Origin of the sequence: Agromyces sp. GXS1127 (assembly GCF_050565425.1) — a bacterium.
GTDB lineage: Bacteria > Actinomycetota > Actinomycetes > Actinomycetales > Microbacteriaceae > Agromyces.
The window spans coordinates 524,130-540,548 of sequence record NZ_JBOCIG010000001.1; the positions used below are offsets into that span (position 1 = coordinate 524,130).

Annotated in this window: 8 protein-coding genes; 2 read left to right on the forward strand and 6 right to left on the reverse strand. The window is 72.5% G+C overall.

All coding sequences use genetic code 11. The features are described 5' to 3' along the window. Window positions 1-2 precede the first annotated feature (2 nt). Window positions 3-1,436 (reverse strand): GNAT family N-acetyltransferase, encoded by a 1,434-nt coding sequence (locus ACQ393_RS02430; RefSeq protein ID WP_430645226.1) that lies wholly within the window; start codon window positions 1,434-1,436, stop codon window positions 3-5. 103 nt (window positions 1,437-1,539) lie between these two features. Here ACQ393_RS02430 and ACQ393_RS02435 point away from each other — a divergent pair, with 103 nt between their 5' ends. Further along, complete coding sequence (locus ACQ393_RS02435; protein WP_430645227.1) at window positions 1,540-3,309, forward strand: ABC transporter ATP-binding protein; 1,770 nt, start codon at window positions 1,540-1,542, stop codon at window positions 3,307-3,309. 5 nt (window positions 3,310-3,314) lie between these two features. Here the strand turns inward: ACQ393_RS02435 and ACQ393_RS02440 are convergent, their stop codons facing one another. From ACQ393_RS02440 to ACQ393_RS02455, 4 genes are all read right to left on the reverse strand, one after another. Further along, window positions 3,315-4,850 carry an alpha-N-arabinofuranosidase gene (locus ACQ393_RS02440; RefSeq protein WP_430645228.1) on the reverse strand — a complete coding sequence of 512 codons (1,536 nt, stop codon included), beginning with the start codon at window positions 4,848-4,850 and terminating at the stop codon, window positions 3,315-3,317. A gap of 97 nt (window positions 4,851-4,947) precedes the next feature. Further along, window positions 4,948-5,847, reverse strand: coding sequence for a sugar phosphate isomerase/epimerase family protein (locus tag ACQ393_RS02445; RefSeq protein ID WP_430645229.1), 900 nt, complete (start codon window positions 5,845-5,847; stop codon window positions 4,948-4,950). Beyond that, a complete protein-coding gene (locus ACQ393_RS02450; protein ID WP_430645230.1) occupies window positions 5,844-7,079 on the reverse strand; it encodes a dihydrodipicolinate synthase family protein in 1,236 nt (411 codons plus the stop codon). Before ACQ393_RS02450 ends, ACQ393_RS02445 begins: the two co-directional genes overlap by 4 nt. Window positions 7,080-7,081: 2 nt before the next feature. Beyond that, a complete protein-coding gene (locus ACQ393_RS02455; protein ID WP_430645337.1) occupies window positions 7,082-8,269 on the reverse strand; it encodes a Gfo/Idh/MocA family protein in 1,188 nt (395 codons plus the stop codon). Between the two features lie 439 nt (window positions 8,270-8,708). Here ACQ393_RS02455 and ACQ393_RS02460 point away from each other — a divergent pair, with 439 nt between their 5' ends. Continuing rightward, entirely contained in the window at window positions 8,709-15,113 is a 6,405-nt protein-coding gene (locus ACQ393_RS02460; RefSeq protein WP_430645231.1) for a fibronectin type III domain-containing protein, read from the forward strand. 96 nt (window positions 15,114-15,209) lie between these two features. On the opposite strand, the gene ACQ393_RS02465 is transcribed toward ACQ393_RS02460, so the two are convergent. Further along, window positions 15,210-16,253, reverse strand: a complete 1,044-nt coding sequence (locus ACQ393_RS02465) for a LacI family DNA-binding transcriptional regulator (RefSeq protein WP_430645232.1) — start codon at window positions 16,251-16,253, stop codon at window positions 15,210-15,212. Window positions 16,254-16,419: the final 166 nt, after the last annotated feature.

A 16,419-nucleotide genomic window follows, 5' to 3' on the forward strand; every position in this document is an offset into this window, starting at 1 on the left:
CGTCAGAACCAGACGCTGAGGTGCGGGGCGCGCGTCGAGGCGAACATCCGGTCGGCGAGCTCGAGCGCGCCGTTCGAGGACGCCGTGATGCGGCCGGCACGGGCGAGCACCGTGGGGCGCACGCCGCCGAGGTAGATCGACGCGAGATCGCGCACGTCGAGCTTCAGCGACCGCGGTTCGGCCGCGCGAGCGGCCGCGCGCGAACCGGAGCCCTCGCTCGAGGCGGCGCGGGCGCGGGAACGCTCGCGCTTCGGTGCGGCGCCGGTGGTCGCGGAACCCGCGGCCGCGGCATCCGATCGCCCCTCGTCGCGCGGCACGTGCACGACCGCCCGCCCGTCGGCCGACGCCAGCAGGGTGTACCGGCCCGCGGCGTAGCCGAGCGGGTCCTCGATGTCGAGCACGAGCTCGCCCGCCGCGCCGTAGCGGCGCGCGCCCAGTGCGGCGGCCGCGTCGAGGATGCGCACCCAGAGGTGGTCGGTCGTCTCGGTCACGGCCACCGCGCGCGGGTCGTCGAGGAGCCACTCGATCGGCTCGTCGACGGAGCGCAGCCGCCCGCGGACGCCGGAGACGAAGTCCTGCTCCACGAGCACCCGCCACAGCGCGCGCTCGGCGTCGTCGGTCGCCGCGGCGAACACGTCGAACTCGGCCCAGCCCGGCTCGTTGGGTTCGCGCGTGACCCGGAAGGTCGCGAAGCCCTGCGGCTGGCCGTGCTCGTCGTCGTAGCGGACGGCCCGCAGCGCGCGGGAGGCATCGGACTCCGGGTCGACGAGGCCGAGCATCTTGTCGAGCATGCCCGACCAGCGATCGATCTCGCCGGGCGTGCGTGCCACCGCGCGCCGCGAGATGGCGGCGGCGGCGTCGCGGAGGGATGCCGGCTCGACGAAGTGCACGCGGCCGGGGGCCGACGGCCCCGCCCACCGGGCGCGTCGCCGATCGATCTCGAGGGTCGTCGCCCGCGCGGCGGGCGCATAGCCGTAGCGGCCGTAGATCGTCGCCTCGGTGACCGTGAGCATGGCGACGGAGGCGCCCGCCCGCTTCGCCGAGCGGAGCTCGGCCTCCATCATCGCCCGGGCGATCCCGCGCCGGCGATGCGTGGGGGAGACCGTGACGGAGCTCACGGCCCAGCCGTCGACGCTCCGGCCGCCCGGCACGCTGAGCCCGGTGGGCCAGCTCGACACCGTCGCGACCGGGACGATCGGCTCGGGCACCCCGACGTCGAACACCCCGTGCAGCCGGCGCTCCGCCATGACCCGGCGCTCGTACTCGCGCGTGACCTCGCGGGGCCGAGCGTGGTGGAAGCCTCGGTGGTCGGCGTCGATCCAGCCGTCGAGGGCAGGGAGGTCGCTCGGATCGATCAGGCGGTACTCGAGTCCCTTCGCGGCGAGCGCGGTCCGCGCCTCGGGATCGACGGGGATGGAGCGTGGTTCGAACGACACCGATCCAGCCTAGCGAGCGTGCCTCCACGTCGCCGGTGCGCGCCCGCTTCCACGTCAGCGGTGCGGCATGGCGTCGGAGACCGTTCGGGGGCAGAATGGACCAATGCATGGGCAAGCGCTTTCCGAGATCGATCACGCCATCGACGGACGACGACCCGGCCGCTCGGTGCTGCGCCTGCTCGCCATGCATCGGCGCCGGGTCGCGGCATCCGTCTTCTTCTTCGCCCTGAAGGACACGCCGCTCTGGCTCATGCCGGTCGTCACCGCCGAGATCATCGACGTGGTCGTCGCCGGCGGGCCGCTCCGCGAACTCGCGCTGTGGGCGGGGATCGCGATCGTCGCGCTCCTGCAGAACTACCCCAACCACGTGACGTACACGAAGCTCTTCATGGGCGCCGTGCGCGACATCGGCCGCGACCTGCGCAACGCGCTCGCCGCGCGGCTGCAGGCGCTCTCGATCGGGTTCCACACGCGGTCGAACTCCGCGATCGTGCAGACCAAGGTCGTCCGGGACGTCGAGAACATCGAGGTCATGCTGCAGCAGACCGCGCACCCGCTGCTCTCGGCGACCATGGTCCTCATCGGCGCGATCGTGATGACGGCGATCAGCGTGCCGCAGTTCCTGCCCGTGTATGCGCTCGCGATCCCGCTCGCCGTGCTGCTCCGCGCCATCCTGAACCGCCGCAGCCGGGTGCGGAACGAGCGCTTCCGGCTCGAGGTCGAGCAGTTCTCTGCACGCGTCGGCGAGATGGCGACGCTGCTGCCCATCACGCGGGCGCACGGCCTCGAGCACGTCGCGGTCGACCGCGTCGCGACCGGAGCCGAGGGCGTGCGGTCGGCGGGCCTCCGGCTCGACCTGCTCAACGGCCGCTTCGCGTCGCTGTCGTGGGTCACGCTGCAACTCCTGGGAGTCGGATGCCTCGTGCTCGCCGCCTGGATCTCGATCGCCGGATGGCTTCCCATCACCGCCGGGCAGGTGGTGCTCCTCAGCTCCTACTTCGCGCTGCTCACCTCGGCGGCGACGGGGCTGCTCATGCTTCTGCCGGTCATCGCGCGCGGCACCGAGTCCATCCGCTCGATCGCCGAGGTGCTGCAGGAACCCGACCTCGAGTTCAACGAGGGCAAGCGCGCCGTGCACCGCGTCGCGAGCGCCATCCGCCTCGACGGTGCCGAGGTGCGCTACGAGTTCGGCGAGCCGCCTGCGCTCGACGGCATCGACCTCGACATCCGCCCGGGGGAGACCGTCGCGTTCGTGGGCTCGTCGGGCTCGGGCAAGTCGACGCTGCTGAACCTCGTGCTCGGCTTCCTGCGGCCCACGCGCGGACGCGTGCTGCTCGACGGCGTCGACATGGAGGAGCTGGACCTCCGCACGTTCCGCCGGTTCGTGTCGGTCGTGCCGCAGGAGTCGGTGCTCTTCGAGGGCACGATCCGCGACAACATCGTCTACGGGCTCGGCGAGGTCCCCGACGAGCGCGTGCTGGCGGCGCTGCGTGACGCGAACGCGCTCGAGATCGTCGAGGCGCAGCCCGACGGCTGGGACACCGTCGTCGGCGAACGCGGCGCGCGCCTCTCCGGAGGTCAGCGGCAGCGGCTCTCGATCGCGCGGGCGCTCGTGCGCGACCCCCGCGTCCTGATCCTCGACGAGGCGACCAGCGCGCTCGACCCGGCTTCGGAGGCGAAGGTTCGCGACGCGCTCGGCCGCCTCATGCGCGGACGCACGACGCTCGTCGTCGCGCACCGCCTCTCGACGATCCGCTCGGCCGATCGCATCGTCGTGCTCGAGCGCGGGCGCGTCGTCGAGGTCGGGTCGCACGACGAACTCGTCGCGCGCGGCGGGCGATACGCGGAACTGCACCGGGTGCAGTCGGCGTAGGGGGTCTACGCCACGCGGGCGGTGAACCGCACCAGCGCCCAGGACTCGGCCGGCAGCGCCACGGTCGTCACGTCGCCGGCCGTCGACACGCCCTCGAGCGGGCGCGGAGCAGCGGCGGCGCCGCGTGCGGCGAGGTCGGCCGCGGCATCCGTCGACGAGGCGCCCCGCAGGTTGTCGTCGGCGACGATGACGGATGCCTCGACGAGGGCGACGTCGGCGAAGCCGAGGTGCTCCACGGCCGCGTCGACCGGCTCGGCCGTGCGGTTCACGAGGATCGCGACGAGCGAGCCGTCCGCGGCATCCCACGTCACGGTGCCGGAGACGCCGGCGACCTCGCCGTGCTTGTCGGTCGCCAGGGCCGGCCCCTCGACGCGCGCATCGAGCGCAACGCCCCGCGCGTGCGCGGCGATGAGCGCGATCGGGTGGAACGTGGTCTGCTTCCACGCATCGCCGCCCGGCTCGGTGAGCATCGGCGCGATCACGTTCACGAGCTGCGCGAGGCACGCGATCGCGACGCGGTCGGCGTTGCGGATGAGCGTCGCCAGCAGGTCGCCCGCGACGACCGCGTCGAGGCCCGAGTAGACGTCCTCGATGAGCCGGGGCTCCTCGAGCAGGGCCAGGTTGTCCTCGCCGGGGAACTCCGAGATGTACCAGATGTTCCACTCGTCGACCGAGAGCTTCAGGCGCTTGGGCGAGTGGCGGCGGGCGGCGACCGCGTCGGCCGTGGCGACGACCTCGTGCATGAACGCCTCGAAGGATGCCGCGGATCCGAGGAACGACGCCCGGTCGCCGTCTCGCTCCTGGTAGTAGGCGTGCACCGAGATGTAGTCGACGTCGTCGAACGTGTGCTCGAGCACCACGCGCTCCCACTCGCCGAACGTCGGCATCTCGCGGCTCGACGAGCCGCACACCACGAACTCGATCGACGGGTCGACCCGGCGCATCGCCTGCGCGGCCTGGCTCGCGAGCTTGCCGTAGTCGTCCGCGGTCTTGTGGCCGATCTGCCACGGCCCGTCCATCTCGTTGCCGAGGCACCAGAGCTTCACGGCGTACGGCTCCTCGGCGCCGTTCGCGCGGCGGCGGTCGCTCCACGCGGTGCCGCCGGGCACGTTGCAGTACTCGACGAGGTTCGCCGCGGCATCCGGGCCCCTCGTGCCGAGGTTCACCGCCATCATGGGCTCGACGTCAGCCCGGCGCGCCCAGCGCATGAACTCGTCGGTGCCGAACGTGTTCGGCTCGACCGTGCGCCAGGCGAGGTCGATCCGCGTCGGGCGCTCGTCGACGGGGCCGACGCCGTCCTCCCAGAAGTAGTTCGACACGAAGTTGCCGCCGGGGTAGCGCACGAGGCTCGTGCCGAGTTCGCGCGTGAGGTCGATGACGTCCTCGCGGAAGCCGTCGGCGTCGGCCGTGGGGTGACCCGGCTCGAAGACGCCCGTGTAGACCGCACGCCCGAGGTGCTCGACGAACGATCCGAAGATGCGGCGGTCGATCGCACCGACGACGAACGACGGGTGGACGGTGATGCGGGCGGTCTGCGTCATCGCGGTGCTGCGCTTCCTGGTCGGCTCCGGCAGTGCGTCATCCCGGACGCGCGCCTCGGGCGAGGGGCGGACGTCCGGGACGACGGGTGGGGGCAGGCTATCGGCTCACACCGGCCGCGGTCGGGGCGGCCGCGGCCGCGAGGTGCGGTGCGACGACGGCGTCGAAGGCGGCCGCGGTGCGCGCGACCACGTCGGCGTGCGGCGTCGCCCAGATGTCGGCGTTGAAGAGCTCGACCTCGATGTCGCGGTCGTAGCCCGTCGCCTCGACGGCCGCCGTGAAGGCGGCGAAGTCGATGACGCCGTCGCCCGGGTAGTGGCGCGCGAGCAGCACGTCGGCGGGCAGCGGGGTCTTCCAGTCGCACACCTGGTAGCTCGCGATGCGGCCCTCGCGGCCCGCGCGCGCGACCTGGTCGAGCGCCTCCGGGTCCCACCAGACGTGGAACGTGTCGATCTCGACGCCGACCGTCTCGGGGGCGAACGGCGCCGCGAGGTCGAGCGCCTGCTTCAGCGTCGACACGACCGCGCGGTCCGAGACGTACATCGGGTGGAGCGGCTCGATCGAGAGCTGCACGCCCGCAGCTGCGGCGTCCGGAACCAGCTCGGCGAGGGCGTCGGCGACGCGGGCGCGCGCACCGACGAGGTCGTTGGAGCCCTCGGGCAGGCCGCCGGCGACGAGCACGAGCACGGCCGTCGAACCGGGCGCGCCGGCCGCGGCGAGCGTCGCGGTCTCCTCGATGGCGCGGCGGTTGTCGTCGATGGATGCGCGCCGCTCGGGGCCCTCGGGCATCGTGAAGAAGCCGGCCCGGCAGAGGCTCGTGAAGCGCAGCCCCGAGTCGGTCAGGCGAGCGGATGCCTCGGCGAGGCCGACCTCGGCGACGGGCTCGCGCCACAGGCCGATCGCCTGGTAGCCGGCCCCGGCGGTCACGTCGAGCGCCTCCTGGAGCGAGGCGTGCTTGATCGTCGCCTGGTTCAGCGAGAGGCGGGGGTGGGCGCTCATGCCGGGACCGCCTCGGAGGCTGGCGCCGCGGCGGGCGCGCCGGCGGGCGTCGCAGATGCGGCATCCGCCCGGGTCGTGTCGACGCCGTTGATCGTCAGCAGCTCGTGCCAGCGGGCCGCCGCCAGTTCCGGGCGCTCGAGTGCGCCGGAGCCGTTCGCGAGCTCGACGATGCGCGAGAGGTGCGGGAGGCTGCGCGCGGCGTGCAGGCCGCCGACCATCTGGAACGCAGGCTGGTGCCCGTTCAGCCAGGCGAGGAACGCCACGCCCGTCTTGTAGTAGTACGTCGGGGCCGCGAAGACCTGTCGCGAGAGCTCTTCGGTCGGCCCGAGGATGCGCCGGTACTCGCCGACGTCGTCTCGGTCGAGCGCCTGGATCGCGGCCGAGGCGTTCGGTGCGAGCGCCGCGAACGCGCCGAGGAGCGCGTCGGAGTGACCCTCGTCGTCGCCCTCGATGAGGCCGACGTAGTGGAAGTCGTCGCCGGTGAACATGCGGGCGGACTCGGGCAGGCGTCGACGCACCGAGACCTCGGCATCCGCGTCGAGCAGGCTCATCTTCACGCCCTGCACCTTCTCGCGGTTCGCCTCGATGACCTGGAGGAGCGTCGCCGCCGCGGCATCCGTGTCGGTCGAGCCGAAGTAGCCCTCGAGCGCCGGGTCGAACGCGGTGCCGAGCCAGTGCAGCACGACCGGGGCGCCCGCCTTCGACAGGACCTCGCGGTAGACGCGGCGGTAGTCGTCGGCGCTCTGCGCAGCCCGGGCCAAGTGCCGGCTCGCCATGAGCACGGCGCCGGCGCCGGAGTCCTCCGCGTGGTGCAGCTGCTCGGTGTAGGCGTCGATCACCTGCTCGAGGGAGAGGGACTCGTCGCCGACGTGGTCCGTATTCACGCCGACGACGAGGTTTCCGCCCGCCGACGCCGCCTCGGCGGCGCTGCGGGAGATGAGTTCGCGCGTCGCGGCCGCATCGAGGCCCATGTTGCGCTGCGCGGTGTCCATGGCGTCGGCGACGCCGAGGCCCCACGACCACACGTGGTGACGGAAGGCGAGCGTCGCGTCCCAGTCGATCTCGGCCGGCTGCCCCGGCGTGTTGTCGGCGTGGGCCTTCGGCACGACATGCGCGGCGGCGTACGCGACGCGCGAGCCCAGCGGCTTCCGCGGTTTCGCGAAGGCGGGCGGCGGGTTCAGTGCGACGGCGCGGGTCGCGCCATCCGCCCCCAGCAGCGTGAGCGTGGTCATGGTCAGCGCGCCCCGGTCAGCTCGGACGCGTCGCCCGGCACCTCGACCGTCTCGACCGGCGCGTCGAGCGCGACGACCGGGATCTCGATGCGGCGGCCCTCGGCGTTCGAGCGCAGGCCCTCCTCGGCCAGGAGCACGCCGCGCGCGCCGGCGAGGAAGTCGAACTCGTTCGGGGCGTCCTCGACGACGTGGCGGATGAACTCCTCCCACTGCTCCTTGAAGCCGTTCTGGAACTCGCGGTTGCCGGGGCTCTCGATCCAGTCGCCCGCGTAGTCGTGCTCGTCGGCGAGGTCGGGGTTCCACACGGGCTTCGGGGTCGCGTTGCGCGGCTGGATCTTGCAGCCGAAGAGGCCCACGACGGCCGAGCCGTGCGTGCCGTCGACCTGGAACTCGACGAGCTCGTCGCGGTTGACGCGCGTGGTCCAGCTGGAGTTGAGCTGCGCCGTGACGCCGCCCTCCAGTTCGAAGATCGCGTAGGCCGCGTCATCCGCCGTCGCCTGGTAGCGCTGGCCCTGCTCGTCGACGCGCTCGGGGATCTCGGTGACCGCCTTCGCGTAGACCGACTCGACGCGGCCGAACAGGTTCTCGAGCACGTAGTTCCAGTGCGGGAACATGTCGACGATGATGCCGCCGCCGTCCTCCGCGCGGTAGTTCCAGCTGGGGCGCTGCGCGGGCTGCCAGTCGCCCTCGAAGACCCAGTAGCCGAACTCGCCGCGGACGCTCAGGATGCGGCCGAAGTAGCCGCTGTCGATGAGGCGCTTCAGCTTCTGCAGGCCCGGAAGGTAGAGCTTGTCGTGCACGACGCCGTTCTTCACGCCCGCGTCGGCGGCGAGCTTCGCGAGCTCGAGCGCCTCCTCGAAGCTCTCGGCCGTCGGCTTCTCGGTGTAGATCGCCTTGCCTGCCGCGATGGCCTTCTTGATGGCGGCGGCGCGGGCCTTGGTGACGAGGAAGTCGGAGTAGATCTCCCAGCGCGGGTCGGCGATGGCCTCGTCGAGGTTCGTCGTCCAGTGCTCGATGCCGTGCTTCGCGGCGAGGTCGGCGAGCTTCTTCTCGCTGCGGCCGACGAGGATCGGCTCGACCTGCACGCGGGTCTCGCCGTCGGCGAGGAGTACGCCGCCCTGCTCGCGGATCGCGAGGATCGAGCGCACGAGGTGCTGGCGGTAGCCCATGCGGCCGGAGACGCCGTTCATGATGATGCCGATGGACTTCGGGGTCGTCGCGTCTGCCACGGTGGTTCCTCTTCGGTGCCGGGAGCGGGAGACGGGCCGTGGTGTCGATACCGGCCGCCGCGCCGCTGCGGAAAGCGTTTACCCGAGTGTAGGACACCGCGTGCGGTTCGCGCAACACCCCGGTGGTGTGGGGGCGGTGCGGTGATGCGCGTGCGGGCGGATGGCGCGACGCTGGTGCGAGTTCGCAGGATGACACGGGTCATGGGCGACGTGCCCCTTGTGGGGGCCGCATGAAACGTGTCAGTATGTCGCCCACGGTCGCGGACAGCGCTTTCCAACGCTCGAGGCGATCGACCGGGGGCGAGTCCGTACACGCCCGGTTCAGTGCGCCATCGAACGCCGTCCAACGGCGGTGTTCGTCGTGCGCGCGTCCTTTGCCAACGCTGTCCGAGGAGGAACCGTGCCCTACCCACCCGTGCGCAGAGACCGCGCCGTCGACGTCGATCCGACGCCTCCTCCGACACGCTCACGCTCGCGTTCGCGCGCGCCCCAGCGCACCGACGTCGGCCGCCGCGTCTCGGCGCGCACCCTCGCGATCGGCGCCGCCGTCGCCGTCGTCGGCTCGCTGCTGACCGCGACGCCCGCCGCCGCGGCGGGCCTCGAACCCGGCGCCGACGGCGCCTACCGCTTCGACTTCGGCACGGCTGCGAGCCCCGTCGCCGACGGCGCCGTCCAGGTGACCGAGGCGACCCGGTACTCCGCCGAGCAGGGCTACGGCCCGGTCCCGGCCGAGGGCGTCTCGCCCATCTCGCGCTGGCGTCAGACCGACGGCTCGACCGTGCCGATCGACCCGGTCAACAACGACTTCGTCCTTGCGACGGCGTGGGAGTTCGTCGTCGACCTGGCCGACGGCACCTACGACGTCACCGTCCTCTCGGGCGACGAACTGCCCGGGACGTCCACCACCGCCACGAGCGTCTCGCTCGAGGGCGCCGAGGCCGGACGCATCTCGACGCGTCAGGTCGTCGCATCCCAGACCTGGCGGACGACGGTCGCCGACGGCCAGTTGACCGTCGGCATCACCGGCGCCGGCGCGGGCGGCTACGTCAACGGCATCGTCGTGACGCCGGTCGTGCCCGAAGCGCCGGCCGCGCCCGCCGACCTGTCGATCACGCGCATCGCGCACGACGGCGTCGACCTGGCCTGGACCGCCGTCGACGGGGCATCCGCCTACCGGGTCCACCGCGCTCCCGTGACCCTCGACGACGCAGGCATGCCCGTCGCGGGCGAGTTCGCCGTAATCGGCGAGGCGACGGATGCCGCCTACGCCGACGCCTCCGTCGCGGTGGGCGCGTCGTACGCGTACGCGGTCAGCGCCGTCGGGGCCGACGGCCTCGAGTCGCCGCGCAGCGAGCCGCCCGTCCTCACGGGCGAGATCCCGCCGCTCCAGCCGCCTGCCGCGCCCGCCGACCTCGCCGTCGCGCAGGTGACGCGCGCGGGCGTGACGCTGACCTGGAGCGCCGTGCCGAACGCGGCCGAGTACGTCATCGAGCGAGCGGATGGCGCGGCCGACGCGTTCGCGGAGATCGCCGTCGTCACCGAGCCCGGTCACCTCGACGCGGGCGTCGACGTCGAGCGGCCCTGGTCCTACCGGGTGACGGCACGGAACGAGGCGGGGTCGTCCGCGGCATCCGCCGTCGTCGAGTCGCCCGTCTACGACGCACCGGACCCGATTCCGGCCGGCGACGTCGTCACCTTCGACTTCGGCCCGGGTGCCGTCGCCGACGGCGCGCTACCCGTGACCTCGGGCACCGCCTTCGACGGCGAATGGGGCTACGGCTTCTCGGTCGCGCCCACCACCTCGGCAGGCGAGGCCGACGTCGACCGCGGCGGCGACGACGCGCTCCGCAGCGACTTCGTGCTCGCGCAGGGCGGCACCTTCGAGGTCGACCTCGGTGCGGGCGACTACTCGGTCGCGCTCGTCGCGGGCGACGCGCAGGCCGCGACCTCGCTCGCGATCACCGCGGAGTCGATGGCCAAGGTGCAGCTGCAGCCCAAGGCGGCCGGCGAGTACCTCGCGATGTCGTTCCCCATCGCGCTCGTCGACGGTCGCCTCACGCTCGAGGTCACCGGCGACGCCGCCGCGATCAACTCGCTCGTCATCACCCGGCAGGCGGAGCGCCTCGCGGGCGCCGAGCCGACGATCTTCGTCGCCGGCGACTCGACCGTGCAGACCTACGACCCCATCGCGTGGGCGCCGCAGGCGGGCTGGGGCCAGATGCTCGACCGGTTCCTCGCCGATGACGTCGCCGTGGCGAACCACGCGATCGGCGGCCGCAGCTCGAAGAACTTCATCAGCCAGGGCCGGCTCGACGAGATCCTCCGCGGCATCCGCCCCGACGACTACCTCTTCGTGCAGTTCGGGCACAATGACGCGACCCAGGGCGTCGACGACCGCTACGCGAGCCCCGAGGACTACAAGGAGTACCTGCGGGTCTACGTGGAGGGCGCGCGCCAGCGCGGCGCCACGCCCGTGCTCGTCACGCCCGTCTCGCGGCGCAGCTTCGACCCCGAGACCGGGATCTTCAACGTGAGCTTCCCGGAGTACGTCGCGAAGATGACCGAGCTCGCGGTCGAGGAGGACGTGCTCCTCGTCGACCTGTCGGCCTCGAGCCGGGCCTACCTGAACGAGATCGGCCCCGAGGCGGCGAAGGCGGTGTTCCTGCACGTCGACCCGGGTATCTTCCCGAACCGGCCCGCCGGCATCGCCGACGACACGCACTTCCAGGAGTACGGCGCCATCCAGATGGCCCGGCTCATCGCACAGGACGTGCGCGAGCTCGACGATCCGCTGGCGGCATCCGTCGTCGACGTCGAACCGCCCGCCGAGGTGCCGCCGGCCCCGGCGAACCTCGTCGCCGGGTCGATCTCGAACGCCGGCGCGGTCCTGCAGTGGGATGCCTCGGCCACGGCCGACATCTACAAGATCCACCGGCAGCTCGTCGGCGATCCCGAGAACTCGTGGTCGCTCGTCGGCACCACGACGCAGACGAGCTCCATCGTGCAGGGACTCCTCGAGGGCGCGACCTACCGGTACTCCGTCGTCGCGGTCAACGGGCGCGGCGAGTCCGCGGCATCCGACATCGTGACCTTCACGACCAAGCAGGCGCGCTGGAAGTTCGACTTCGGGCCGGCCACGCAGCCGGTGATGACCGGCTACACGGCGGTGAACCCGGGCACGGGCTACGACGCCGAGCGCGGCTTCGGCTTCGCGAGCACTGCCGGCCTCGGCGACCGCGACCGCGGCTCGACCGACGGCGTGCCGAACGACCTGCAGCGCGACTTCGTGCTGCCCGGCGACTCGGCCGAGTTCCTGCTCGACGTGCCGAACGGCACCTACTCGGTGAAGACCTACTCGGGCGACTGGATCGGCTCGACCCGCACGAACTTCGACCTCGAGGGCCGGAGCTTCGGGTCGGGCAACGCGGGCAGGGCGAGCGTCAACGAGTCGGTCCGCGGGCCGGTGCTCGTCACCGACGGGCAGCTGACCGTGCGCATCCACGGCGCCGCCGCCGCCACCCGGATCAACGGCCTCGAGGTCACGCCGATCCTGCTCGGTCCCACCGGGCTCGAGGTGACGGATGTCGCGGCCGACCCGGACGCGCCGGCGGTCTCGCTCGCGTGGGATGCCGAGGACGACCTAACCTGGAAGGTGTACCGGCAGAGCGAGTTCCAGTCGGAGCCGGAGTTCATCGGCTCGGTCGACGAGCCCGCGTTCACCGACGAGACCGCGCGCATCGGACTCGAGTACGCGTACCACGTGACCGCGGTGGACCAGACGGGGCTGGAGTCGGTGCCGTCGGGCACCGTCGACGCCGTACTCGTCGACCTCGACGTCGACGCGCCCGGCGCACCGAGCGGCATCACGCTCGAGTCCATCGAGGCGCGTTCCCTCGAACTGTCATGGTCGGAGCCGGTCGGCTCGCTCTACTACCTGGTGTTCCGCTCCGAGGTCGCCGGTGAGGAGGGCGAGCTCGTCGGCATCACCGAGGGGGCGCGCTTCACCGACGCCGACGTGCTCACCACGATCCCGTACTTCTACCGGGTCGTGGCCGTGAACGCGGGAGGTGCGTCCGCGGCATCCGAGGAGTTCGAGACGCCCGCGCCGACCGTGCTCCAGCGTCAGGCCGAGTACCTCGACCGGGCGCCGACCGCGGTCGCCGTCGACTCCGGGGTGCTGGTGTCGTGGCGCATGCTCGGCACGGACCCCGATGCGGTCGCGTTCCACGTCTACCGCGACGGCGACCGGATCACCGACGAGCCGATCGACGACTCGACGAACCTGCTCGACGCCGAGGGCTCGGCCGACTCCACCTACTTCGTCACGCGCGTGCTCGACGACGTCGAGGTCACCGTGACCGACGAGTTCGGCGTGCGCGACGCGTCGTACCTGTCGGTGCCGCTCGACAAGCCGGCCGACGCGTACACGAAGGACGGCCAGCCCTACTCGTACTCGGCGAACGACACGAGCGTCGGCGACGTCGACGGCGACGGGCAGTACGAGCTGTTCGTCAAGTGGTACCCGTCGAACGCGAAGGACAACTCGCAGGCCGGCTACACCGGGATCGTGTACCTCGACGCGTACCGCCTCGACGGCACGCGCCTGTGGCGGATCGACCTCGGGCCGAACATCCGAGCCGGCGCGCACTACACGCACTTCATGGTCTACGACCTCGACGGCGACGGCCGCGCGGAGGTCACGATGAAGACCGGCGACGGCACGGTCGACGGGGTCGGCCAGCCCATCGGCAACGCCGCCGCCGACCACCGGAACAGCTCGGGCTACGTGCTGCAGGGGCCGGAGTTCCTGACCGTCTTCGACGGCGAGACCGGCGCCGCGATCGACACGATCGACTACACGCCGGCCCGCGGCGAGGTCGGTGCCTGGGGCGACACCTACGGCAACCGGGTCGACCGGTTCCTCGCGAGCGTCGCGTACCTCGACGGCGAGCACCCGAGCGTGCTCTTCAGTCGCGGGTACTACACGCGGGCCGTGGTCGCGGCGTACGACTTCGACGGGACGGAGCTCACCGAACGGTGGGTGATCGACTCCGACGAGCCGGGCGCAGAGGGCCTCTACGGCCAGGGCGACCACTCGATGTCGGTGGCCGACGTCGACGGCGACCAGAAGGACGAGATCGTCTACGGTTCCGCGACGATCGACGACGACGGCGAGCTGCTGTACTCGACGGGCCTCGGCCACGGCGACGCCCAGCACGTGTCCGACCTCGACCCGTCGCGACCCGGCCTCGAGGTGTTCTCGGCGCACGAGGACATGGGCAGCTCGGGCGACCGCGGCGCGACCATGCGCGACGCGCGTACGGGCGAGATCCTGTGGGACATCCCGGCGACGGTCGACACCGGCCGCGCGGCATCCGGCGACATCGACCCGCGGTACGCGGGCGCCGAGGGCTGGGCGGTCGGCGGCGACGCCGCGTGGAACTCGCCCGTCGGGCAGCTGAAGTCGGCGACGGGCGAGCTCATCGCGGAGGAGATCCCCGCGGCGAACTTCCTCGCCTGGTTCGACGGCGACCCGCTCCGCGAGATCGTCGACCACGACTGGAACGCCGAGGCGAACCAGGGCACCCCGACCGTGTCGAAGTGGAACTGGGAGACCGAGTCCGAGGACCTGCTCCTCGCCGACGACGGTGCCCGGTCGAACAACGGCACGAAGGGCACGCCCAACCTCCAGGCCGACCTGTTCGGCGACTGGCGCGAGGAGATCGCCTGGCGGAGCGCCGACTCGTCGGAGCTGCGCATCTACGCCACGACCGAGGCGACCGACCTGCGCATCCGCACGCTCATGCACGACACGCAGTACCGCGTCGCCGTGGCCTGGCAGAACACCGGCTACAACCAGCCCCCGCACCCCAGCTTCTTCATCGGGGACGGCATGGCCGACCCGGCGGCACCGCAGCTCGCGTTGACGGCGGCACCGGGCGGGCCGACGGATGCCACGGCTCCCGTCGTCACGGGCCTGCCGACCGACGGGACGCTGCTGGCCGACTCGGGCTCGCTGGAGCTCGCGGTCGCCGCGACCGACGACGAGTCCGGCGTGCGCAACCTCGACGTGGCGTTCGACGGCGAGCCGGTGTCGCCTGGCGCGTCGATCGACCTCGCGGGCCTCGCGGGTGCGCACACCCTGACGGTGCGCGCCGCGAACCACGCGGGCCTCGTGATCGCGTCGTCGGTGTCGCTGCTCGTCTACGAGGACGAAGGCGGGGTGACGGCGGCGCCGGGCCGCGGCATCTTGTCGTCGGACTCGGGCTGGGAGGACGGGCTGCACGACGGCGCGTACACGATCTCGATGAACCTGTGGCACGGTGTCAACGGCTCCGTGTTCCGGCTCTACGAGGACGGCGAGCTCGTGTCGACGCAGCTGCTCTCGCCCGACTCGCCGAACGCGCAGCTCGCGACGTTCGACGTGGCGGGCACGGAGAACGGCGACCACGTCTACACGGGTGAACTCGTGAACGCCGCCGGGGTCACCGCGACGTCGTCGGTGACGGTGAAGGTCCGCGACGCCGCGCCTTCCGCCCCCGTGCTGTCGCACGACAACCGGGATCGCGACGGCAACTACGTCGTGACCGCGAACCTCTGGTGGGGGACGAACGCGACCTCCTACCGCCTGTACGAGGACGGCGTGCTGGTGGACGAGCAGCAGCTCGCGGCGGCTTCCCCGAACGCGCAGTCGGCGTCGACCGCGATCGCGGGCCGTGCGCCCGGCGAGTACGTGTACGTCGCCGAGTTCGCGAACGCGGCGGGTGCGACCTCCTCGAGGCCGCTCACGGTGCGCGTGAAGTAGCGCTTCCGCGGCGCAGGGCCCCGGCTCGCCTTCGGGCGGGCCGGGGCCCTCACGTGCGGGCGGCTGCGGGCGGATGGCGCCGGCCCGGCGCGCCGCTCAGCCGCGGCGCGGCGTGGACTCGCGCAGCACGACCTCCGTGTGCACGGGGGACTCGTCGACCGCGCCGGGCTCGTCGAGCGCGAGGCGGAGGGCGCGTCGGCCGACCTCCTCGAGCGGGATCCGGACGGTCGTGAGCGGCGGGGTGACGTCGCGCACCGTGGGGATGTCGTCGAAGCCGGCGACCGCGACATCCGTGCCGGGGGTGAGACCGGCGTCGCGGATGGCCGACATCGCGCCGACGGCCATGACGTCGTTACCGGCGAAGACCAGCTCGACGCCGTCGAGGCCCTCCTCGATGAGCTGCGTCATGCCCTCGTAGCCGCCGTCGCGCGTGAACGCGGGGCGCACGATGCGGTCGAGCGTGCCGCCGCCGGCCTCGAGACCGGCGCGGAAGCCCGCGAGGCGCTCGTCGGCGGTGCGGATGCCCTCGGCGCCCGTCACCGCGGCGAAGCGGCGGTAGCCGAGCCCGATGAGTTCGCGCGCGAGGGCCTCGGCGCCGGCGCGGTTGTCGAGCTGCACGGCGCGGAACGCCCCGGCGGCACTGCTCACGAACGCGACTCGGCCGCCGTTCGACTCGAAGGCCCGCAGTTCGGCCTCGAGGGCGTCGTTGTTGGGGTCGTCCTCACGGCGTGATGCGGCGAGGATCATGACCCGGGGTCGCTGGCCGCGGAGCGTGCGGACGAGGTCGAGTTCGCGCTCGGTGTCGCGCTCGGTCGCGGCCATGGTGACGATGAGCCGCTCGCGGTCGGCCTCGCGGACGACGCCCGCGGCGATCTGCGAGAAGTACGGGTCGGCGATGTCGGCCACGAGGAGCGCGACGGTCGTCGTGGTGCCGCGCGCGACGGCCTGGGCGGAGAGGTTGGGGGAGTAGTTCAGCTTGGCGGCGGCGGCGAGCACGCGCTGGCGGTACTCCTCGTTGACCTTGCGCGTGCTGCCGTTCAGCGATCGGGAGGCGGTGGCCAGGGACACGCCCGCCTCGCGAGCGACGTCGTGCAGCGTCGCGGGAGCTGCGCGCCGGGTCTCGACGGCGTCGTCGGTCATGCGTCCTCCGTATCCGTGAGGCACTCTCGCGAGGCTTTGGCAGGCGCCCCATGCTATCGCCGGGGGCGCCGGATGCCGCGGACGTCGCGGCCGCGGAGTGCTCGGATGTCGCAATGCTACCGTAGTGAGATAGCGCTTTCCCGGCCTGTTCGACCGGACGCGCGGC